This is a genomic window from Micromonospora sp. NBC_01699, assembly GCF_036250065.1.
GTDB lineage: Bacteria > Actinomycetota > Actinomycetes > Mycobacteriales > Micromonosporaceae > Micromonospora_G.
On sequence record NZ_CP109199.1, the window covers coordinates 1,295,251 to 1,315,513 of the forward strand.

19 protein-coding genes are annotated in these 20,263 nt (G+C 70.7%); 8 read left to right on the top strand and 11 right to left on the bottom strand.

What is annotated here, in order from left to right:
* Positions 1-19: 19 nt before the first annotated feature.
* Genes OG792_RS05855 through OG792_RS05870 form a run of 4 tightly spaced genes read right to left on the bottom strand, consistent with a single transcriptional unit; the run spans position 20 to position 3,182 of the window.
* The gene (locus tag OG792_RS05855) at positions 20-772 is read right to left on the bottom strand and encodes a response regulator transcription factor (RefSeq protein WP_329108069.1); all 753 of its coding nucleotides are present in this window, start codon (positions 770-772) and stop codon (positions 20-22) included.
* The gene (locus OG792_RS05860) at positions 769-2,097 is read right to left on the bottom strand and encodes a sensor histidine kinase (RefSeq protein ID WP_329108071.1); all 1,329 of its coding nucleotides are present in this window, start codon (positions 2,095-2,097) and stop codon (positions 769-771) included. The genes OG792_RS05855 and OG792_RS05860 overlap by 4 nt, the downstream gene beginning before the upstream one ends.
* 38 nt (positions 2,098-2,135) lie before the next feature.
* Positions 2,136-2,573, bottom strand: a complete 438-nt coding sequence (locus tag OG792_RS05865) for an SRPBCC family protein (RefSeq protein WP_329108072.1) — start codon at positions 2,571-2,573, stop codon at positions 2,136-2,138.
* Positions 2,574-2,594: 21 nt separating this feature from the next.
* Complete coding sequence (locus OG792_RS05870) at positions 2,595-3,182, bottom strand: TetR/AcrR family transcriptional regulator (protein WP_329108074.1); 588 nt, start codon at positions 3,180-3,182, stop codon at positions 2,595-2,597.
* Between the two features lie 354 nt (positions 3,183-3,536).
* Here OG792_RS05870 and OG792_RS05875 point away from each other — a divergent pair, with 354 nt between their 5' ends.
* Positions 3,537-5,747: an MMPL family transporter gene (locus tag OG792_RS05875; protein ID WP_329108076.1), complete on the top strand. Its 2,211-nt coding sequence runs from the start codon at positions 3,537-3,539 to the stop codon at positions 5,745-5,747.
* A gap of 67 nt (positions 5,748-5,814) precedes the next feature.
* On the opposite strand, the gene OG792_RS05880 is transcribed toward OG792_RS05875, so the two are convergent.
* Genes OG792_RS05880 through OG792_RS05895 form a run of 4 tightly spaced genes read right to left on the bottom strand, consistent with a single transcriptional unit; the run spans position 5,815 to position 10,940 of the window.
* Positions 5,815-6,036, bottom strand: coding sequence for a formate dehydrogenase subunit delta (locus tag OG792_RS05880; protein ID WP_329108078.1), 222 nt, complete (start codon positions 6,034-6,036; stop codon positions 5,815-5,817).
* Position 6,037: 1 nt separating this feature from the next.
* Complete coding sequence (gene fdhF / locus OG792_RS05885; RefSeq protein WP_329108080.1) at positions 6,038-8,854, bottom strand: formate dehydrogenase subunit alpha; 2,817 nt, start codon at positions 8,852-8,854, stop codon at positions 6,038-6,040.
* A complete protein-coding gene (locus OG792_RS05890) occupies positions 8,851-10,428 on the bottom strand; it encodes a formate dehydrogenase beta subunit (RefSeq protein ID WP_329108082.1) in 1,578 nt (525 codons plus the stop codon). The genes fdhF and OG792_RS05890 overlap by 4 nt, the downstream gene beginning before the upstream one ends.
* A gap of 26 nt (positions 10,429-10,454) precedes the next feature.
* Positions 10,455-10,940, bottom strand: a complete 486-nt coding sequence (locus OG792_RS05895; protein WP_329108084.1) for a formate dehydrogenase subunit gamma — start codon at positions 10,938-10,940, stop codon at positions 10,455-10,457.
* A 361-nt stretch (positions 10,941-11,301) separates the two neighbouring features.
* Here OG792_RS05895 and OG792_RS05900 point away from each other — a divergent pair, with 361 nt between their 5' ends.
* A complete protein-coding gene (locus tag OG792_RS05900) occupies positions 11,302-12,066 on the top strand; it encodes an SDR family NAD(P)-dependent oxidoreductase (RefSeq protein ID WP_329108086.1) in 765 nt (254 codons plus the stop codon).
* Between the two features lie 113 nt (positions 12,067-12,179).
* Here the strand turns inward: OG792_RS05900 and OG792_RS05905 are convergent, their stop codons facing one another.
* Positions 12,180-12,935, bottom strand: a complete 756-nt coding sequence (locus OG792_RS05905; RefSeq protein ID WP_329108088.1) for an aminoglycoside adenylyltransferase domain-containing protein — start codon at positions 12,933-12,935, stop codon at positions 12,180-12,182.
* Between the two features lie 180 nt (positions 12,936-13,115).
* On the opposite strand from OG792_RS05905, the gene OG792_RS05910 reads away from it, so the two are divergent.
* The 5 genes from OG792_RS05910 (at position 13,116) to OG792_RS05930 (ending at position 17,508) form a co-directional block, all read left to right on the top strand.
* Positions 13,116-13,778, top strand: a complete 663-nt coding sequence (locus OG792_RS05910; RefSeq protein ID WP_329108091.1) for a GNAT family N-acetyltransferase — start codon at positions 13,116-13,118, stop codon at positions 13,776-13,778.
* Positions 13,779-13,993: 215 nt separating this feature from the next.
* The gene (locus OG792_RS05915; protein ID WP_329108093.1) at positions 13,994-15,241 is read left to right on the top strand and encodes an alginate lyase family protein; all 1,248 of its coding nucleotides are present in this window, start codon (positions 13,994-13,996) and stop codon (positions 15,239-15,241) included.
* Between the two features lie 206 nt (positions 15,242-15,447).
* Entirely contained in the window at positions 15,448-16,230 is a 783-nt protein-coding gene (locus OG792_RS05920; RefSeq protein WP_329108095.1) for a helix-turn-helix domain-containing protein, read from the top strand.
* Positions 16,227-16,415, top strand: a complete 189-nt coding sequence (locus OG792_RS05925; RefSeq protein ID WP_329108096.1) for a DUF397 domain-containing protein — start codon at positions 16,227-16,229, stop codon at positions 16,413-16,415. Before OG792_RS05920 ends, OG792_RS05925 begins: the two co-directional genes overlap by 4 nt.
* 328 nt (positions 16,416-16,743) lie before the next feature.
* Positions 16,744-17,508, top strand: coding sequence for a class I SAM-dependent methyltransferase (locus OG792_RS05930; RefSeq protein ID WP_329108098.1), 765 nt, complete (start codon positions 16,744-16,746; stop codon positions 17,506-17,508).
* Between the two features lie 130 nt (positions 17,509-17,638).
* Here the strand turns inward: OG792_RS05930 and OG792_RS05935 are convergent, their stop codons facing one another.
* Both OG792_RS05935 and OG792_RS05940 read right to left on the bottom strand, forming a co-directional pair.
* Positions 17,639-18,142, bottom strand: coding sequence for an anthrone oxygenase family protein (locus OG792_RS05935; protein WP_329108100.1), 504 nt, complete (start codon positions 18,140-18,142; stop codon positions 17,639-17,641).
* On the bottom strand, positions 18,139-18,996 hold the full coding sequence (locus OG792_RS05940; protein WP_329108102.1) for an NmrA family NAD(P)-binding protein: 858 nt from the start codon (positions 18,994-18,996) through the stop codon (positions 18,139-18,141). The genes OG792_RS05935 and OG792_RS05940 overlap by 4 nt, the downstream gene beginning before the upstream one ends.
* An 81-nt stretch (positions 18,997-19,077) precedes the next feature.
* On the opposite strand from OG792_RS05940, the gene OG792_RS05945 reads away from it, so the two are divergent.
* Entirely contained in the window at positions 19,078-20,079 is a 1,002-nt protein-coding gene (locus OG792_RS05945; protein ID WP_329108104.1) for an AraC family transcriptional regulator, read from the top strand.
* Positions 20,080-20,263: the final 184 nt, after the last annotated feature.

The window sequence follows — 20,263 nt, forward strand, 5'->3', positions numbered from 1 at the left end:
CTCGCGGTGGAGCGGGCGGTCAGCCCTCGGCCGTACGTGGGGTCACCACGCCGTGTTCGTACGCGAAGACCACCGCCTGCGTACGGTCGCGCAGGTGCAGTTTGGTCAGCACCCGGGACACGTGGGTCTTGACCGTCGCCTCGCCGAGCAGCAACTGGCCGGCGATCTCGGCGTTCGAGGCGCCGCCGGCCAGCAGCACCAGCACCTCGTGCTCCCGTTCGGTCAGCCCGGCCAGCGGCCCGTCGCCCCGGCCGGAGCGTTGCCCGGGTGTGCCCGGTGCCGATGCCGGATCCGGTGTCGGCACCGCGGTGGGTACGGGCGCGGTGAAGGTGGCGATGACCCGTTTGGTGAGCTGCGGGGCGAGCAGGGCGTCACCGCGGGCGACCACGCGTACCGCCTCGACCAGGTCCTCCGGGGTGCCGTTCTTGAGCAGGAAGCCGCTCGCGCCGGCCTGCAACGCGGCGAAGAGGTAGTCGTCCCGGTCGAAGGTGGTCAGAATCAGCACCGCCGCGCCGCCGGTCGCCGAGGCGGCGACGATCCGCCGGGTGGCCTCCAGCCCGTCGAGGACCGGCATCTCGACGTCCATCAGCACCACGTCGGGGCGGTGCCGGGCGGCCAGTTCGACCGCTTCGGCGCCGTCGGCGGCCTCGTCCACCACCTCGATGTCGTCCTCGATCTCCAGGATGACCCGGAAGCCGGCGCGAAGCAGTCGCTGGTCGTCGACGAGCAGCACCCGGATCGGGGCGGGCGGGGGATCGGACTCCGGGTTCATCCGGCGTCCACGGTTTCGGCCGGTCGGCTCTCGTCGTGCAGGGGGAGTCGGGCGCGTACCCGGAATCCGCCGCCGTCGCGGGCACCGACCTCCAGCACGCCGCCGTGCGCCGCGACCCGCTCCCGCATGCCGATCAGCCCGAGTCCGCTGCCTTCCGGGCGACGGGCGGCGTTCTCCGTCCGGGTGCGACCGTCGTCGGCCACGTCCACCTCGATCTCCTGTCGCAGGTAGCGGATCCGTACGTCGACCAGGCTGGCGCGGGCGTGCTTGATGGTGTTCGTCAGGGCCTCCTGCATGATTCGGTAGATCGCCAGGGAGAGCGAGTCGGTCAACGGCACCGGTTCGCCGAAGGTACGGAAGTCGACCGTCAACCCGGCCTCCCGCGCCCCGCTGAGCAACGTCTCGACCTGGTCCAGCCGGTGTCCGGTCGGCTGCCCGTCGAGCGGGCCATCGACGTGCTGCGCCGGCTGCTCGGCCTGTCGCAGCACGCCGAGCAGCCGGCGCAGCTCGTCGATGGCGGTCCGGGCGGTCTGCTCGACGGCGGCGAGCGCGGTCTTTGCCTTCGGCGGGTTCTGGTCCATCACCCGCCGCGCGGCGGCGGCCTGTACGCCCATCACGGCGACGTGGTGGGCGACGACGTCGTGCAGCTCGCGGGCGATGCGTACCCGTTCCTGGATCACCGCGCGCTCGGCGAGCTCGGCCTGGGACCGGCGCAGCGCCTCGGTCTGCACCTGCACCTCGTGCTGCCGCCGGCCCGACAGCCAGGCGGTGTTCCCGAACAGGTACGCGAAGACGAAGTACACCAGGTTGAACACCAGCGAGTTGAGCAGCACCGCGAGCAGGGGCGGTAGCGGGCCGGCGGCACCCGCGAACGCGTCCGGTGGGATGTCCGCCATCGACGTCACGACGCTGATGATCAGCCAGGCGAACATGGCGACGATCACCAGGATCCGGACCACGGCGGCCCGCCGACGGTCGCGTCCCCAGGCACCGAGCGTGTAGATGGCGATGAACAGGGCGACCGACGAGACCACGTTGTCGACGTTCGCCCTGGTCTGGGCGCCGATGAACAGTGCGGCGGTCAGCAGGGTGGTCACCTCGGGCCAGCGTCGCCGCCAGGCCATCGGTGCGGTGATCCCGACGATCCAGGCCAGCTGTTCCGGCCACGGCGGTGGTGGGCCGAACGCGAACATCCCGGCGCTGTTGAGCAGCAGCACGCTGAGCAGTCCGCAGCCGACCAGCAGCGCCCCGAGTTGCCAGTCGTGCCGGCGCTGTGACGCGGTCGGTCCGGGACGCACCCAGTGCTGCGCCTCCTGCGTGGTCATGGTGCGGAAGCCTAACAACGGGATCGGTCCCGCCTACCTCAGCGGATCGACTCGGCGGTGGCCTTGAGCGCGGCCAGCCAGGCGGTGAGCGAGGCGGTCAGGGCGGCCTGGAGACCGGTCGGGTCGGCCAGCACGGGTTCGCCGGCCCACGACTCGGCCGTGTGTACGGCGACCCCGTCGGTGTTCTGCTCGAACGTCCAGACGTGCACTCCGTCGATGCCGTGTGCCGGTCCGCTCCAGGCGATCCGGCGCAGCGGTTCGAGTTCGCCGACGACGGAGGTGATGGCGAGCCCGGCGGTCTCCCACTCGAACGAGCCGCCCACCGCCAGCGGGCCGGTGAGCCGGGCGCGGGTGATCTCAGGGTGCCAGACCGTCCACTCGTCCACGGCGGTGTGCAGCTCCCAGATCGTCTCCAGCGGGGCGTCGACGATGGTGGCCAACTCGACGATCACCGGCGCGCTGCGGTCGATATCCATGATCGTTACCTCGGTCCCTGTTCAGGTCGTCCGGGGACGGCGCAGACCGAGGACCCGGCGGCCGACGTCGAGCAGGACCTCCCGCAGTTCCGTGTCGTCCAGATCGCGTGCGGTCGGCTTCGAGGCCGCGGCGGCGATGCCGAACAGGGCCACCTGGGCGCTGATCCCGCCCTGGCCTCGGGGAAGGTGACCGGCGAGCAGGCCGCAGGGCTGTTCGAGCAGGATCGACGCGTTTTCCTGGTCCTTCAGCAGCGGCTTGACCCCGGGGTCGACCTGGAGCAGGGCGATCAGGGACCGGTGCCGCAGCGCGAGGTCCACCCAGCCGACCAGCATCCGTTCCGCCCGCGCGGTGGGGGTGCGCTGTGCCGAGGCGGCGGCGAGTACGGCCGCCACGTCCTCGACGGCGGGCCGGATGACCGCGGCGAGGATCTCGTCCCTGGTCTTGAAGTGGTGGTAGACGGCCGCCTTCGTGATGCCGAGCTGGTCGGCGATCATCTGGAGCGAGGTCCCGGCGAAGCCCCGGTGGCAGAACAACTCCAGTGCGGTGTCGAGCAGCCGGACGCGGGTGCTCTCGGTGGCGACTGTCTCGCTGAGCGGGCTCGCGGTCACATCTCCTCCTTCGCGTACCGGCTGGGCGGGCTGCGGACTGAGGTCAAGCCTATCCCGCCGTCCAGCAGGTTTTCAGCTTGTCGACCGGCAGGGAAAGGGCTAGCCGGTCGGCAGGTCCTTACCTTGCCGATCGGCTGGACGATAGCCTGCCGATCGGCAAGGCGCCAGCTAGTCGATCGTTAGGTGTGTCACTTGCCGATCGGCTAGTGCTCGCCTTGTCGATCGGCTAGCTTCAGAGCTTATCGGGAACACCGTGCAGGTGTCTTCACCTGGTGTTTGTCGATCATGCCCCAACGCCTTGACGCCGCGACGGCGCAAGGATGACGTCCCCCTATCTGTCCTGGAGCGGATCTCGTGGCAACGTTTCTCTACCGGATAGGCCGGTTCTCGTACCGTCGCCGATGGCTGGTGACCGGACTGTGGGTGCTGCTGCTCGCCCTGGTTGGCGTGGGAGCGGCCACCACCTCCGGCACCATGTCCAACTCGTTCAGCGTCCCCGGCACCGAGGCACAGCGGGCCATCGACCATCTCGCCGAACGCTTCCCCCAGGCAAACGCCAGCGGCGCCACCGCACGGGTGGTGTTCGAGGCACCGGACGGGCAGACACTCACCGACCCGGCCAACCGGGCAGCGGTCGGCGACGTCGTCAACGCCCTGACCGCCGCCCCGAAGGTGGTCGGCGTGGTCGACCCGTACCAGGCCAACGCCATCTCACCCGACGGGCGGTACGGCATCGCCCAGGCCCGCTACTCCGTACAGGGACCGGCCCTGGAAACGGCGGACCGCGACGCGCTGGTGCGGACCGCCGACGTCGGCCGGGCGGCCGGGCTGACCGTGGAGATCGGCGGCGACGCCCTCCAGTCCTCGCCGGAAACCGGAATCACCGAGGTCATCGGCATCGTGATCGCCGCGGTCGTGCTCGCGCTCACCTTCGGCTCGCTGGTCGCCGCCGGCCTGCCGCTGCTCACCGCGCTGGTCGGAGTCATGGTCGGGCTCGCCGGCATCACCGCCGTCTCCGGCTTCGTCGACATCAACGCCAACAGCACCATCCTCGCGCTGATGCTCGGCATCGCCGTCGGCATCGACTACGCCCTGTTCATCGTCTCCCGCTTCCGGCACGAACTGGCCGTCCGCAGGGACCCGCTCGAAGCCGCCGGCCGGGCCGTCGGCACCGCCGGATCCGCGGTCGCCTTCGCCGGCCTGACCGTGATCATCGCGCTGGCCGGGCTCTCCGTGGTCGGCATCCCGGTGCTGCGCTCGATGGGCCTGGCCGCCGCCGCGACCGTCGCCATCGCCGTACTGGTCGCGCTCACCCTGCTGCCCGCGCTGCTCGGCTTCGCGGGTAAGCGGATCACCGGTGGCCGACGCGCCCGCGACCCGGAGTCCGACCGGGGCAGAGCGCCGATGGGCGAGCGGTGGGCCCGGTTCGTCACCCGCCGCCGGGTGCCGGTGCTGGTGGCGGCCGTACTCGGGCTGGGCGTGCTCGCGATCCCCGCCGCCGACCTGCGGCTGGGCTTCCCCGACGACGGTACGGCGGCCGCCGAGACCACCCAGCACAAGGCGTACGAGATGCTCAGTCTCGGGTTCGGGCCCGGCTTCAACGGCCCGCTCACCGTCGTGGTGGACGGCGACGGCGGTGACGTCGGCGCGGCGGCCACCGAGGCGACCGGCACGATCAGGAGCCTGCCCAACGTCGTCTCGATCAGCCCGCCGGTGATCAGCCCGGACGGCAGTACCGCACTGCTCACCGTCACCCCGGCCACCGGACCCAACGACCCGGCCACCACCGACCTGGTCACCGACATCCGCGACCGGCAGTCCGACCTGCGTACGGCCACCGGCGCCGAAGTCTCCGTCACCGGCTCGACCGCGGTCAACATCGACGCCTCCAGCCGGGTCAACGACGCGTTCCTGCCCTACCTCGGGCTGGTCGTGGGGCTGGCGTTCCTGATCCTGCTGCTGATGTTCCGCTCGATCCTGGTGCCGCTGAAGGCGACGCTCGGCTTCCTGCTCAGCGTCGGGGCCACCTTCGGTGCCATGGTCGCCGTCTTCCAGTGGGGCTGGCTCGGCTCGGTGTTCGGCGTCGAGGAAGCCTCGCCGATCGCACCGATAGTGCCGGTGCTGCTGATCGGCATCCTGTTCGGACTCGCCATGGACTACCAGGTCTTCCTGGTGACCAGGATGCGCGAGGACTACGTGCACGGCCGTACGGCGCAGGAGGCGATCGTCACCGGGTTCCGCCACGGGGCCAGGGTGGTGACCGCCGCCGCGATCATCATGATCAGCGTCTTCGGCGGGTTCATCTTCGGCGACCAGGTGCTCATCCAGTCGATCGGGTTCGCCCTGGCCTTCGGGGTGCTGGTGGACGCGTTCGTCGTACGGATGACGATCGTGCCGGCGGTGATGTCGCTGCTCGACCGGTCGGCCTGGTGGTTGCCCCGCTGGCTGGCCCGGATCCTGCCCGTGGTCGACGTCGAGGGCGAGCGACTCGCCCGCGATCTCGGCCCGGACGGCGGCGACGACCCGGTCACCGAGCCGGAACTCGTCCCCGCCGGCGCCCGGTAACAACCGGACCGCCGCAGGCCGGGGCGGTCACCCGATACGCCTCCCCGCGTACGGGTGACCGCCCCGGCTACCTCTCGCTCAACAACCGGGCCGCCGCGAGCGCCAGCGGGTCGAGCTCGTCCGGCTCGGACTCGACCCGGCGATCCAACTCGGCCCGCATCCGCGGATCCCAGAACAACCGGACGTGCTCGGCGATCTCCTTCGCCGCCACCTCCGCCGGCAGGTGGTGGAAGTGCAGCGCGATCTCGTTGACCAGCCGGACCGACGGCGCGGCACCCTGACCCGACACGTCAGTCCGCCAACGCCGGCAGGAGCACCTCGTCCTGTGCCGCCCGAGCCGGCGGCCTGGAGTGCTTCAACCCCACCTGGACCGCGGTGACCTTGTACTCCGGGCAGTTTGTGGCCCAGTCGGAGTTCTCCGTGGTGACCACGTTCGCGCCGGTCACCGGGTGGTGGAAGGTGGTGTAGACCACGCCGACCGGCATCCGGTCGGAGAGCACGGCCCGCAGCGAGGTGGCACCGACCCGGCTGGCCAGGGTCACCTCGTCACCGTCGTTGATGCCGCGTACCTCGGCGTCGTGCGGGTGCAGTTCGAGTACGTCCTCCCGGTGCCACGCCACGTTCGCCGTACGCCGGGTCTGCGCGCCGACGTTGTACTGGCTCAGGATCCGGCCGGTGGTCAGGATCAGCGGGTACTTGCGGGTGCTGCGTTCCTTCGTCGCCACGAACGGGGTCGGTACGAACCGGCCCTTGCCACGTACGAAACCGTCGACGTGCATCGTCGGCGTGCCCTCGGGCGCGTTCTCGTTGCACGGCCACTGCACACTGCCGAGCTTGTCCAGCACCTCGAACGAGACGCCGGAGAAGGTCGGGGTGAGCGCGGCGATCTCGTCCATGATCTCGCGCGGGTGGCTGTAGCTCATCGGGTAGCCCATCGCCTCGGCGATCTCGCAGACGATCTGCCACTCGTGCTTGCCGGTCTTCGGCGCCATCACCGGGCGTACCCGGTTGATCCGGCGCTCGGCGTTGGTGAACGTGCCGTCCTTCTCCAGGAACGACGTGCCGGGCAGGAACACGTGCGCGAACTTGGCCGTCTCGTTCAGGAACAGGTCCTGCACCACCACCAGTTCCAGCGCGCCCAGCGCGGCGAAGACGTGCTTGGTGTTCGGGTCGGACTGGGCGATGTCCTCGCCCTGCACGAAGAGCGCCCGGAAGCTGCCGTCGACGGCAGCGTCGAACATGTTCGGGATCCGCAGCCCCGGCTCCGACATCAGCGGCCGACCCCACATGTTCTCGAACACCGCGCGTACCGCGTCGTCGGAGACGTGTCGGTAACCGGGCAACTCGTGCGGGAACGAACCCATGTCGCAGGAACCCTGCACGTTGTTCTGCCCGCGCAGCGGGTTGACCCCGACGCCCTCGCGGCCGATGTTGCCGGTGACCATGGCCAGGTTCGCCATCCCCATCACCATGGTCGAGCCCTGGCTGTGCTCGGTGACACCGAGACCGTAGTAGATGGCGGCGTTGCCGCCGGTGGCGTACAGCCTCGCTGCCGCCCGTACCTCCTCGGCCGGAACGCCGGTGATCTCCTCGACCGCCTCCGGGCTGTTGTCGAGACGGGAGATGAACTCGGCCCAGCCGTCGAAGTCCTCGCACCGCTCGTCGACGAACGCGCGGTCGTAGAGGCCCTCGGTGAGCACCACGTGGGCCAGCGCGTTGACGATGGCGACGTTGCTGCCGGGGGCGAGCTGGAGGTGGTGGGTCGCCTCGATGTGCGGCGACCGGACCAGGTCGATCCGGCGCGGGTCGATGACCACGAGCCTCGCGCCCTCGCGGAGCCGGCGCTTCATCCGGGAGGCGAAGACCGGGTGCCCGTCGGTCGGGTTCGCGCCGATCACCAGGATCACGTCGGCCTTCGCGACCGAGCGGAAGTCCTGGGTGCCGGCCGAGGTGCCGAAGGTCTGCTTCAGCCCATAGCCGGTGGGGGAGTGGCAGACCCGGGCGCAGGTGTCGACGTTGTTGTTGCCGAACGCCGCCCGGATCATCTTCTGCACCACGTACACCTCCTCGTTGGTGGTACGCGAGGAGGTGATGCCGCCGATCGCGCCGACCCCGTGCCGGGCCTGGATGTCGAGCATCCTGGTGGCCACGTGGTTGATCGCGGTGTCCCAGTCGACCTTCTGCCACTCGTCGGTGATCTTCTCCCGGATCATCGGCGACATCTGCCGGTCGGGGTGGGTGGCGTAACCGAAGGCGAACCGGCCCTTCACGCAGGAGTGGCCCTCGTTGGCCCCACCGTCCTTGTACGGCACCATCCGGACCAGCTCGTCGCCGCGCAGCTCGGCCTTGAACGAACAGCCGACCCCGCAGTACGCGCAGGTGGTGACGACGCTCCGGCTCGGCATGCCGAGCTGCACCACCGACTTCTCCTGGAGTGTCGCCGTCGGGCACGCCTGTACGCAGGCACCGCACGACACGCACTCGGACTCCATGAACAGCTCGCCCGCACCGGCGCTGACCTTCGACCCGAAACCACGCCCCTCGATGGTCAGCGCGAACGTGCCCTGCACCTCGCCACAGGCCCGTACGCAGCGGGAACAGGCGATGCACTTGGACGACTCGAAGTCGAAGTACGGGTTGCTGGTGTCCTTCGGCGCGTCCAGGTGGTTGGCGCCCTCGTAGCCGTACCGGACCTGGCGCAGCCCGACCGCACCGGACATGTCCTGCAACTCGCAGTCGCCGTTGGCGGAGCAGGTCAGGCAGTCCAGCGGGTGGTCGGAGATGTACAGCTCCATCACGCCCTGGCGCAGCTTCTCCAGCTTCGGCGTCTGGGTGCGTACCTTCATGCCGGCGGCGACCGGGGTGGTGCACGAGGCGGGGCTGCCGCGCCGGCCGTCGATCTCGACCAGGCAGAGCCGGCAGGAGCCGAACGCCTCCAGGCTGTCGGTGGCGCAGAGTTTCGGGATGTCGATGCCGGTCAGCGCGGCGGCGCGCATGACGGAGGTGCCCTCGGCCACCGTCACCGGTAGGCCGTCGACCTCGATCGACACCGTGGCGGGTCCGGCCTTCGCCGGGGTCCCGAGGTCGGGTTCCTTCAACAGGCTCATGGCTTGGCCTCCTGGTAGCGGGCGGTGAAGTCGTCGGGGAAATGCAGCAGCGCGCTGCGTACGGGGTTCGGCGTCAGCCCACCCATGGCGCACAGTGATCCCTCGGTCATCAGCTCACAGAGATCACCCAGCAGGGCCAGGTTCCCGTCCGGGTCCTCACCCGCGACAATGCGGTCGATCACTTCCACCCCGCGTACGGCACCGACCCGGCAGGGGGTGCACTTGCCGCAGGACTCCTCGGCGCAGAACTCCATCGCGAACCGGGCCATCGAGGCCATGTCCACGGTGTCGTCGAAGACCACTATGCCGCCGTGGCCGAGCATGGCGTCGGCGGCGGCGAACGCCTCGTAGTCCATCGGCAGGTCCAGGTTGGACGCGGGGATGTACTGCCCGAGCGGGCCGCCGACCTGCACCGCCCGCAGCGGGCGGCCGGACCGGGTGCCGCCGCCGTAGGTGTGGATCAGATCGCTCAGGGTGATGCCGAAGGCGGTCTCGAACACCCCACCCCGGGCGATGTTGCCGGCGAGCTGGAACACCTGGGTGCCGCGCGAGCGCTCCACCCCGAGGTCCCGGTACGCCGCCGCCCCGTCGGCCAGGATCGCCGGCACCGACCCCAGCGTGAGGACGTTGTTCACCACCGTCGGTTTGCCGAACAGCCCGGTGATCGCCGGGATCGGCGGCTTGGCCCGGACCATGCCGCGCTTGCCCTCCAGGCTCTCCAGCATCGCGGTTTCCTCGCCGCAGATGTACGCCCCGGCGCCGACCCGGACGAACAGGTCGAAGCTGAGGTCGGAGCCGAGCACCCGCTCGCCCAGCCAGCCCTCCGTACGGGCGATGTCGATGGCCTGGCGCAGCGTACGGACCGCGTCGGGGTATTCGGAGCGGACGTAGAGGTAGCCCTCGCTGGCGCCGACCGCGTGGGCGGCGATGGTCATGCCCTCGATCAGGGTGAACGGGTCACACTCCATCAGCATCCGGTCGGCGAAGGTGCCGCTGTCGCCCTCGTCGGCGTTGCAGCAGATGAACTTGAGCGCACCGGGGGTGTCGAGCACGGTCTTCCACTTGATGCCGGCGGGGAAGCCGGCGCCGCCCCGGCCGCGCAGCCCGGACTCGGTGACCTCGGCGACCACCTCGGCCGGGCTGAGGTCGAGCGCCCGGCGCAGCCCGGCCAGGCCGCCGTGGGCGACGTAGTCCCGTGGCGAGAGCGGGTCGGTGACCCCGACGCGGGCGAAGCAGAGCCGGGTCTGGTCGCGCAGCCAGGGCAGTTCCTCGACGATCCCCTGGTTGAGTTCGTGGTCGGCGCCGTCGAGCAGGCCGGCGGCGACAAGTTCGCCGACCGCGTCCGGGTCGACCGGTCCGTAGCCGATCCGGCCCCGGTCGGTTTCCACCTCGACCAGGGGTTCGAGCCAGAGCATGCCGCGCGATCCGTTGCGTACGAGTTCGACCGGTCGGCCGGCGAGCGCTGCCTCGCGCTGGATGGCGGCGGCCACCTGGTCGGCGCCGACGGACAGGGCGGCCGAGTCGCGGGGAACATAGACGGTGACCGGCGTTGTCTTTTCTTGGCCGGTCGTCATGCGCTCCCCGTTTCCGTGGACGGTCGTCATGAGTTCACCGTTTCCGTTACCAAGAGGGCGTCGAGTCGTCGCGGGTCGAGTCGACCGACGACGCGGCCGTTGATCTGGGCGGCCGGGCCGAGTGCGCAGTTGCCCAGGCAGAACACCTGTTCCAGGGTGACCGAGCCGTCGGGTGTGGTCTGTCCGACCTTGATGCCGAGCACCTGTTCGGCGTGCGCGACCACCTTCTCGGCACCGACCGACTGGCAGGCTTCGGCCCGGCAGAGCTTCACCGTGGTACGGCCGGCGGGTTCGGAGCGAAAGTCGGTGTAGAAGGTGACGACGCCGTGTACGTCGGCACGGGAGAGGTTCAGCTCGACTGCCAGCACCGGCACCACGTCCGGGTCGATCCAGCCGAACTCGGCCTGGATCCGGTGCAGGATCGGCAGCAGTGCCCCTCGATCCCCTCGGTGTGCCGCGACCAGCGCGCGCACCCGATCCTTCACCGAGGCATCAGGACCATCCACTGTCATCCCACCTCCACGTCACCGACCGCCACCGTGTTTACAATACTGTAGCCTGAATATCGTATGCAATACTGGCTCGTTCGGCTCGCCGCCCGATCCCGCTACCGGCCGGTTGACCTGGGTCCCTGCCACACACCGTCCCGTCCCCGGTGCACAACTCTCGAACCCCCGGAGGGTCGGGGTAGGCGCCGGCGCAGCGGCGTCCCGTGTCCATCATGCCGCGAAGGAAGCGCCGGCGGCAGGTCGATCTTTATCGAGATCTGTACCGGCTATCGATCGAGATCTGCACCGGGCCGACACCGCTCGGATCGGTTCCCCCGACCCACCAGCCGTCGTCGGGGCGGATCGTGCCGGTTAGGGTGCGCCGATGAGCAACCGACAACGGGCACTGGTCACCGGCGGATCGCGCGGCGTCGGAGCCGCCGTCGCCACCGCGCTCGCGCAGGCCGGCTACACCGTCGCCGTGCACTGCCGGGCGGACACCACCGAGGCCGACGCGGTGGCCGCCGCGCTGCCCGGCCTCGGGCACGCCGTCGTCGCCGGTGACCTCGCCGACCCGGACCGGGCGCAGTCGGTGGTCGCCGCCGCGGTCGAGGCGCTCGGCGGGGTGGACCTGCTGGTCAACAACGCCGGACGGTACGTCGAACGCCCGATCACCGAGACCTCCTACGAGGACTGGCAGGCGAACTGGCGGGAGATCCTCGACGTCAACCTGCACGGCACCGCCAACGTCACCTGGTGCGTGGTGCACCACCTGCTCGAACGTCCCGAGGGCCCGGCTGGCGGTCGGATCGTCAACGTCGGCTCGCGGGGCGCCTACCGGGGCGAGCCGAACGCACCCGCGTACGGTGCCAGCAAGGCCGGGGTGCACTCGCTGACCCAGTCCCTCGCCGTCGACCTCGCCCCGCACGGCATCGGCGTGGCGGCGGTCGCGCCGGGCTTCATCCGTACCGAGATGGTGGCCGGCTTGCTCGACGGGCCCGCCGGCGATTCGATCCGGGCGCAGAGCCCGTTCGGCCGGGTCGCCGAGCCGGCCGAGATAGCGGCGGCGGTCGCCTGGCTCGCCGGACCGGAGTCGAGTTGGGCCAGCGGCGCGGTGCTCGACCTCAACGGCGCCTCCCACCTGCGCTGAGCGGCGCTGCCGGTTGCTACCCGCCGTGGTGGCAGGCTGGCGAGTGACCGCCGACCGACGGGTGTCGGTGACCGGCGCCACCGCGACGACCGGCACACGGTTCACCTTGTCGGTCAGCCGTCGGCGGCGAGCAGCAGGTCGCGTGCCTCGGCGACGAACCGCGCCCCGGCCCCGGACAGCTCCCGCCGGTCGCCGCTCTGGTGCAGGACCAGCGCCTCGGCGACCAGTGGGTGATGCGGGGACTTGGACAGATACCACCGCCCCGCCTCCACCTTGGCGCAGAGGCTGCCCTCGGCGAGGAACCGCAGCGCCCGGCAGGCGTTCAGTACGGCGGGCCCCTGCGCGCCCTGCACCAGCGCCCACTCCAGTTGCCGGCAGATCGCCTCCCGCAGCCGACCCGCCGGCACCGGGGCGAAGATCCGGTCCGGTGGTGGGCCGGCGACCGCCAGCCCGTACCGGCGGCAGACCTCGGCGTGCAGCACCAGGTCCGGGTCGCCGGGATGCCCGGTGCCGGGGATGACGTGCGGGCTGCCGTCGGGGCTGCCGGCGACGCGTACCTCGAACGGGCAGGCGCCGAGCGAACGGGCGGTGGCGGCGGTGACGACGGTCAGCTCCAGCCCCCGTCCGGGGCAGCGGTCGATGGTCCGGCCGACCGCGGTGCCGGTCCGGTACTGGCCCGCCTCCCCGGCGGGCCGGGCCACCACGGCGAGCAGGTCCACGTCGCTGTGCGCCGGGGAGAAACCGCCCAGCACGGCGGATCCGTGCAGGTAGAGCCCGACCAGGTCGGTACCGGACAGGGTACGCAGGACCGTCGCGACCTGGCGGGCGTACCCGACCACGCGGTGATGCGCGCGGGCAGTGACGGCCATGAGTACTGATGGTAGTGCTCGCCCCGGTCCGCTTTGGTCCCGCCGTCGATGCTCCGCCGGTCCGGGCCGGCTGTCCGAGTGCGCGACCGGCGCCGGCCGCTTCGGCGTACGCTGCGGAATATCAAGAGCCACCGGCTCCGACCAGACGTCCCCGGCGCCGGCCGCAGTGCGAGGAGTCGAATGCTCGACACACGCCTGTTCCACCATCTGGTGAGCTGGCTGGGTCAGTGGCCTACCCGGCAGCCGTTGCAGGTGGTGGGCTCGGAGCGGCGGATCCGGCCGGCCTGGGACGGGCAGGTGCATCCGGTGGTCGGTGTCGGCGAGCCCGGTGCCCTGGTGCTGTCGGTGCCGCCGGACCGGGTGGCGGCCGTACGCGAACTGGCCGGCAAGCCGTTCGACACGCTGCTCGCCGAGCTGCCGTACGCCGTGGGTTTTCCGGGTTGGCAGTCGTATCCGGCGATTTTTCGTTATTCGCTGGCACCGGCATCGCTGCCGGACGCGGGGGAGTGGGGCGCCGCCGACGATCCGACGCTGCCCACCTGGCTGCGTCCGTTCGCCGACGTGCTGGTGGCCCGCGACGGCGACGGCGAGTACCTGGCCGGGGTGGGCGTCAAGCGCCACGACCGGTACGGCCACGAGCTGTCGGTCGGCACCACGCCGGCAGCCCGGGGCCGGGGGTTGGCCCGGCGGCTGGTGGCGCAGGCCGCCCGGCGGGTGCTCGACGAGGGCGCGGTGCCGACCTACCTGCACGCGCCCGACAACCACGCCTCGGCGCGGGTGGCCGGCGCGGCGGGTTTCCCGGACCGGGGCTGGACGTCGTACGGGGTCTTTCGCTCCGAGTAATCGCCGCTGGTAGCGATATCGATGGATGCCCTCCGGCGGGATCCGTCGCGTGGGGCCGGGCTGCGGTGGGTTGACAACGTATCGACCGGGATGGTCATATCGAAGTAGTTAACACTCTTTACAGTTCGGTGTCGGCCACCCGGTCGCTCGGTCACCCCGAGCCGGTCGGCCCTGCCCCGACCGAGCCGGTCGGCCACTCCCACCAGGAGGACCTGATGTCCCAACCACTCCGGCACGGTAGACGGGCGTTCGCGGTCACCGCGACTCTCGCCCTGCTGCTGACCGCCGCCCCGGCCGCCAGTGCGCGGGCCGGCACCACCACCGACGGGTCGGCCACCTCCACCGCCGCCGACGTGGTCGTCGCCGCACCGGCCACCTTCACCCACCCCGGCGTACTGGTCAGCCGGCCACAGCTCGACTTCATCCGGGGCCGGGTCAACGCCAACGCCCAACCCTGGCGCGCCGCCTACGACCAGATGATGGCCAGCCGGTACGCGTCCCTGACCCGGACCGCGAAGCCGCGAGCCGTGGTCGAGTGCGGGTCGTACTCGAACCCGAACAACGGCTGCACCGACGAACGCGAGGACGCGCTGGCCGCGTACACCCTGTCGCTGGCCTGGTACATCACCCAGGACAGCCGGTATGCCGCCAAGGCCATCCAGATCATGGACGCCTGGTCGGCGGTGATCCAGGACCACACCAACAGCAATGCCCCGTTGCAGACCGCCTGGGCGGGCTCCTCCTGGCCCCGGGCAGCCGAGATCATCCGCTACACGTACAGCGGCTGGTCGTCGGCGAACATCACCCGGTTCGGCAACATGCTGCGCAACGTCTACCTGCCGGAGATCATCAACGGCAACACGTACAGCAACGGCAACTGGGAACTGAGCATGATGGAGGCGTCCATCGGCATCTCGGTCTTCCTGGAGGACCGGGGCGTCTACGACCGGGCGCTGGCCAAGTTCCGCGCCCGGGTGCCCGCCTTCATCTACATCACCAGCGACGGCGCCTTCCCGAAGGGCCCGGCCGGCAGCACCATCGACACCCGGTCCGAGGTGGCCAGCTACTGGCAGGGCCAGAACACTTTCGTGGACGGTCTGTCCCAGGAGACCTGCCGGGACTTCACCCACACCGGGTACGGCCTGTCCGCCATCGCCCACGTCGCCGAGACCACCCGGCACCAGGGCCAGGACCTCTACCCGGAGTTGCAGGACCGGCTCCGGCACGCGCTCGGCTTCCACGCCAAGTACCAGCTCGGCGAGGCCATCCCGAGCTGGCTCTGCGGCGGCAGCCTGACCAAGGGCCTCGGCCCGATCACCGAGGTCGGCTTCAACGCGCTGAACAACCGGATGGGCATCGCGATGACCAACACCCAGCGGCTCACCGAACAGCAGCGCCCGGCCGGCACCAACAACCTCTTCGTCGCCTGGGAAACCCTGACCCACGCGGGCAACCCCAACTGACCGTACGGCACCACGGAGAAGTCGCCGGCACACCCGCGCCCACGGGTGTGCCGGCGCACCGCATACCGGCCGAAACGCCGATCGGTCCCGCCTCCACCCTGGACCGATGACGCGCAGTGACGGAAGCTATTCGCAGGGCGCCAAGGATGGATAGTCCCGGGTGTGCCTTCTTCCGAGAGCTGCGGCCTTCCACAAGGGGAATAGGTGTGAGTGATCTTCCGGCGCGATTCAAGCGGCTACGCGCAGAGCGCGCGGTCACCCAGGATCAGGTGGCCGAAGCGATCCAGGTCAGCGATTCCTTGATCGCGGCCTTCGAGACGAACCGGCTGGTCCCGAAGCCCGACACGGCCGCGACCCTGGACGCGTACTTCGGCACCGGCGACGAGATCCAAAAGGCATCGATCGAGGCCCGAAAAAACCGCCGCCCGACACCGACCTGGTTCCGGCCGTGGCGGGAGGTTGAAGACTCCGCGTCCATGCTCCGTTACTTCCAGGCCACCCTGATTCCAGGTCTGCTTCAAACCGAGGCGTACGCACATGCGGTGTTCGCCGCATCGGGAACACTGACCGCTGACGAGGTTGCGTCGAGGGTTGCCTACCGGATGGAGCGACAGAGCGCCATCCTCGACCGAGATCAGCCGCCGTTCTGCGTCTTCATACTGGATGAATCCGCGCTGCGGTGCGGGCGGCCCGAGATCGCCAAGGATCAGTTGAAGTACCTGGCCGACGCGAGCGACCGCGCCAACCTCTTCGTCCACGTGGTTCCCGATGCGGCCGGACTGTATGTAGGCCGGTCAGGGTCGTTCGCCCTGGGCACGATGCTCGGCGGAGGGATGGTTGGCTACCTGGAGGACTTCTACGAAGGCCGAGTCATCGACGAGCCAACTCGCGTAGACGGCCTCGATCGGACGTGGCAGGCTATAGCGGCGGTCGCACTCCCGTGCGATCAGTCGAGAGACCTGATCCTGAAGTTGGTGGATGAGAGATGACGACCGAATCCCCGAACTGGCGGAAGTCCAGCCGCAGCAACCAGTCCGGTGGGGACTGCGTGGAGGTTGCCGACAACCTGTCCGGTCGCGTCCTCGTCCGGGACAGCAAGGACCAGTCTGGCCCCGTGCTCGCCTTCGGATCAGCGGCGTGGCGCGGCTTCGTCACCCTGGCCAAGCAGGTCTGACGCGACCGACCGAAGCGAAAGAAGCCCCCACCTCGCGGCCGGGGGCTTCTTTTTATCCACTCCGGATTCTGTATCGCAGATCCTGTCGCGCCCGTGCTGTCTACCTCTCGTGATCGCGTTGCCTTTCGTGATCAGGGAGAGTTTGGCCGGTCATAGCGAGCCAAACTCTTCGCGATCACGGGCGCGCCCACCGGAGGTACGCGAGACAGCGGCTGGAGCGCGAGTGCGGCGAGGTGCACGTCCCCCGCCCGTGGCGTGAAGTGGCGACCGCCGTACCCGGAAGGGATTTTCCGTTGCGGCGCGGGCCGGCGCGGTCGAGACTGCCCGGATGAGCGCGACCCCACCGACCTTCGACGAGCTTGTCGCCGAGGGCGTCGCAGTGCCGGTGGACGGCTGGGACTTCTCCTGGTTCGTTGGCCGGGCCACCGAGGAACGCCCCTCCTGGGGCTACTCCCGGTTGCTCGGCGACCGGATGTCCCGGGCAACGGCCGCCGTCGATCTGCAAACTGGCGGTGGTGAGGTGCTCGCCACCATTCCCGAGCCGCCGCCGCTGCTGGTGGCGACCGAGTCCTGGCCGCCGAACGTCGATGTCGCCCGGCGCAACCTGGCCCCGCTCGGGGGGCGCGTGGTTGCCGCCGCCGACCGGTCCGAGCTGCCGTTCCGCACCGGCGCCTTCGACCTGGTGGCCAGTCGGCACCCGGTGGACACCCACTGGCCGGAGGTGGCCCGGCTGCTGCGCCCCGGCGGCACCCTCCTCTCCCAGCAGATCGGCCCCGGCACCGTCGGCGAACTCGCCGAGGTCATCGCCGGCCCGCTGCCGGCCAACCCCCGCCGGGGCACGGCGTGGATCGCCGCCGAGGCCGGGGCCGCCGGCCTGGAGCTGCTTGACCTGCGCGAAGAAGCCCTGCGTACGGTTTTCCACGACATCGGCGCGGTGGTCCACTTCCTGCGCAAGGTGATCTGGATCGTGCCCGGCTTCACCGTCGAGCGCTACCGTGACGAGCTCGCCGCGCTGCACCGGCGGATCGAGGCGGACGGCCCGTTCGTCGCGTACGCCCGGCGGATCCTGGTCGAGGCCCGCAAGCCCCACTGACCCGGACCCGCCGGACACCCCCCGTTCCCCCGTTTCCCCCGTTCCCCCGTTTCCCCCGTTTCCCCCGTTTCCCCCGTTTCCCCCGTTTCCCCCGTTTCCCCCGTTTCCCCCGTTTCCCCCGTTTCCTGGGCTACCGCTGGCGGTGCCACTGGTAGATGCCGAGGCCGATCAGGAGCAGGCTGACCAGGCTGGCGGCGGCGCGTACCGTGTTCCAGCCGGTCCAGCGGGACGAGTAGTCCGCCCAGACCCGTGCCGCCTCCGCCGGATCGGCCGGCACCGCCGTCGCGGCGAGCAAATCGTTCAGCGGCACGTTGACCGCCACGGTCAGCAGGAACGCGCCGAACAGGTAGACGGCCGCGGCGAGCAGGAACAGCACCGCCGCCGGCCGATGCCCGAGCACCAGCAGCAGCACGCCGGTCAGCGTCGCCGTGACCACCGGGCCGAAGAACGTGACGAAGAAGAGCGGATTCTGGATCTTCACGTTGATGCTGTTCATGGCCCGGATCGCGGAGCCCCCGCCGATCGCGTTCAGGCCGGGCATCACCGACACCGAGTACGCGTAGTACAGGCCGGTGATCGCCCCGGTCACCGCCAGCGTCACCGCCGCCGACCAGGCCGCCAGGGTGCCGGTCATGACGGTTGCGCCGCCGCCCGCTCGGACCAGGCCCCGGTGGCGGCGGCCTCCTTCGCGTACTCGGCGAAGTCGCGGGGCTCCCGGCCCAGGGCACGGCGCACCCCGTCGGCCAGGTACGCGTTGCGCCCGTCGAGCACCTGACCGAACAGGTCTACCAGCACCTCCACGAACTCGGCCGGTACGTCGTACCGGGCCATCTCGGCGGCGTACCCCTCGGGCGGGACCGACCGGTAGTGGATCTGCCGCCCGGCCGCGTCGGCGATCTCGGCGGTCGCCTCGGCGAAGGTGAGCAGCCGTGGACCGGTCAGTTCGTAGAGCCGACCCGCGTGCCGGTCACCGGTCAGCGCCTCGGCGGCGATCTCGGCGATGTCCTCGGCGTCGACGAACGGCTCGGCCACCTCGCCCGCCGGCAGCAGCACCGCGCCGTCACGGACGAAGTCGGTCAGGAAATCCTCGCTGAAGTTCTGGTTGAACCAGCTTGCCCGCAGAATCGTCCAGGACAGCCCGGACTCCCGCACCACCTGCTCGCTGAGCTGCGCCGCCGGCTCGCCCCGGCCGGAGAGCAGGACCAGTCGCCGTACCCCGGCGGCAACCGCCCGGCCGGTGAAGGCCCGGATCGTGTCGACCGCGTCCGGCGCGGCCAGATCGGGGTAGTACACCAGGTACACCGACTCCACCCCGGCCAGTACGCCAGCCCAGGTGCGCTCGTCGGTCCACTCGAACGGCGGGTCACCGGTACGCGAGCCGACCCGTACCGCCCGGTTCGTGGCGGTGAGGCGGGTCACCACCCGCCGACCGGTCTTGCCGGTGCCGCCGAGCACCAGGATCGGCCTGTTGTGCACGTTCTCTGTCATGCCACCAGTCAAGTCCGGCCGGCTGCCGGCGGGAATCGTCGAGACGCTCGCCCGCATGTGCCGGCGTCTACGCTGGAGCGCGTGGACGTACTGGCGGGGCTGCTGGACGGGCCCAGGGCACGCGGGGCATTTCTGATCCGTTCCGTGTTCGACCCACCCTGGTCGGTACGGATCGAGGACCGCGCCCCGCTCACCCTGGTGTCGATGGTGCGCGGCGATGGCTGGGTGCTGCCGGACCGGGGCGAGCCCCGGCGGCTGCGCCCCGGTGACGTGGCGATCGTGCGTGGGCCGGAGCCGTACACGGTGGCGGACGACCCGTTGACCCCGCCGCAGGCGGTGATCCATCCGGGCGAGCGCAGCACCACGCCGGCCGGGGACGAGTTGTGCGAGGTGATGGACCTCGGCGTACGCACCTGGGGTGAACACCTCGACGGTGCGGCGGTGCTGCTCAGCGGGACGTACCAGCTGGAGGGTGAGGTCAGCGGGCGACTGCTGCGGGTGCTGCCGCCGCTGCTGGTGCTGCCGCACGAGGCGTGGGACAGCCCGCTGGTGGGACTGCTCGCGCAGGAGATGACCAGGGACGAACCGGGCCAGGAGGTGGTCCTCGACCGGCTGCTGGACCTGCTGCTGATCGCCGTACTCCGGGCCTGGTTTTCCCGGCCGGAGGCGGCGGCGCCGGCCTGGTATCGGGCGCACGGTGACCCGGTCGTGGGCGAGGCGCTGCGGCTGCTGCACGACCGCCCGGAGCAGCCGTGGACGGTGGCGGACCTGGCGACGCGGACCGGGATGTCCCGCGCGGCGCTGGCCCGCCGCTTCACCGACCTGGTCGGCGAGCCGCCGATGGCGTACCTGACCAACCTGCGGCTGGCGCTCGCTGCCGACCTGTTGCGCGAGCCGGACGCGACGATCGCCGCCGTGGCCCGTCGCGTCGGCTACGGCAGCCCCTTCGCCCTCAGCTCAGCCTTCAAACGAGTACACGGCCTCACCCCCACCCAACACCGCGTCTCCCCCCACACCGCCCCCTCCCCGGCCTCCTCGGCCTCCTCGGCCTCCTCGGCCTCCCCGGCCTCCCCGTCGATCTAGGGCATATACGTGCTTGTTGATCTCTGATCGCCACCATTTGCCCTAGATCGCGGACGGGGGTGGGGGGAGGGGGGCGCGGGGGGAGGGGGAGGGGGAGCGGGGGGGGTGTGGTGCGGACCGTGGGCCGGGTGGCCCACGGTCCGCGTCCTTCCCCAGGTCGAGATTGTGGTGTGGTGCCGGGGGA

Coding starts and splice junctions, on each gene's coding strand:
- OG792_RS05855 (WP_329108069.1), bottom strand. CDS start 772: ATGAACCCGGAGTCCGATCCCCCGCCCGCCCCGATCCGGGTGCTGCTC.
- OG792_RS05860 (WP_329108071.1), bottom strand. CDS start 2,097: ATGACCACGCAGGAGGCGCAGCACTGGGTGCGTCCCGGACCGACCGCG.
- OG792_RS05865 (WP_329108072.1), bottom strand. CDS start 2,573: ATGGATATCGACCGCAGCGCGCCGGTGATCGTCGAGTTGGCCACCATC.
- fdhF (WP_329108080.1), bottom strand. CDS start 8,854: ATGAGCCTGTTGAAGGAACCCGACCTCGGGACCCCGGCGAAGGCCGGA.
- OG792_RS05890 (WP_329108082.1), bottom strand. CDS start 10,428: ATGACGACCGGCCAAGAAAAGACAACGCCGGTCACCGTCTATGTTCCC.
- OG792_RS05895 (WP_329108084.1), bottom strand. CDS start 10,940: ATGACAGTGGATGGTCCTGATGCCTCGGTGAAGGATCGGGTGCGCGCG.
- OG792_RS05900 (WP_329108086.1), top strand. CDS start 11,302: ATGAGCAACCGACAACGGGCACTGGTCACCGGCGGATCGCGCGGCGTC.
- OG792_RS05905 (WP_329108088.1), bottom strand. CDS start 12,935: ATGGCCGTCACTGCCCGCGCGCATCACCGCGTGGTCGGGTACGCCCGC.
- OG792_RS05910 (WP_329108091.1), top strand. CDS start 13,116: ATGCTCGACACACGCCTGTTCCACCATCTGGTGAGCTGGCTGGGTCAG.
- OG792_RS05915 (WP_329108093.1), top strand. CDS start 13,994: ATGTCCCAACCACTCCGGCACGGTAGACGGGCGTTCGCGGTCACCGCG.
- OG792_RS05925 (WP_329108096.1), top strand. CDS start 16,227: ATGACGACCGAATCCCCGAACTGGCGGAAGTCCAGCCGCAGCAACCAG.
- OG792_RS05930 (WP_329108098.1), top strand. CDS start 16,744: ATGAGCGCGACCCCACCGACCTTCGACGAGCTTGTCGCCGAGGGCGTC.
- OG792_RS05935 (WP_329108100.1), bottom strand. CDS start 18,142: ATGACCGGCACCCTGGCGGCCTGGTCGGCGGCGGTGACGCTGGCGGTG.
- OG792_RS05940 (WP_329108102.1), bottom strand. CDS start 18,996: ATGACAGAGAACGTGCACAACAGGCCGATCCTGGTGCTCGGCGGCACC.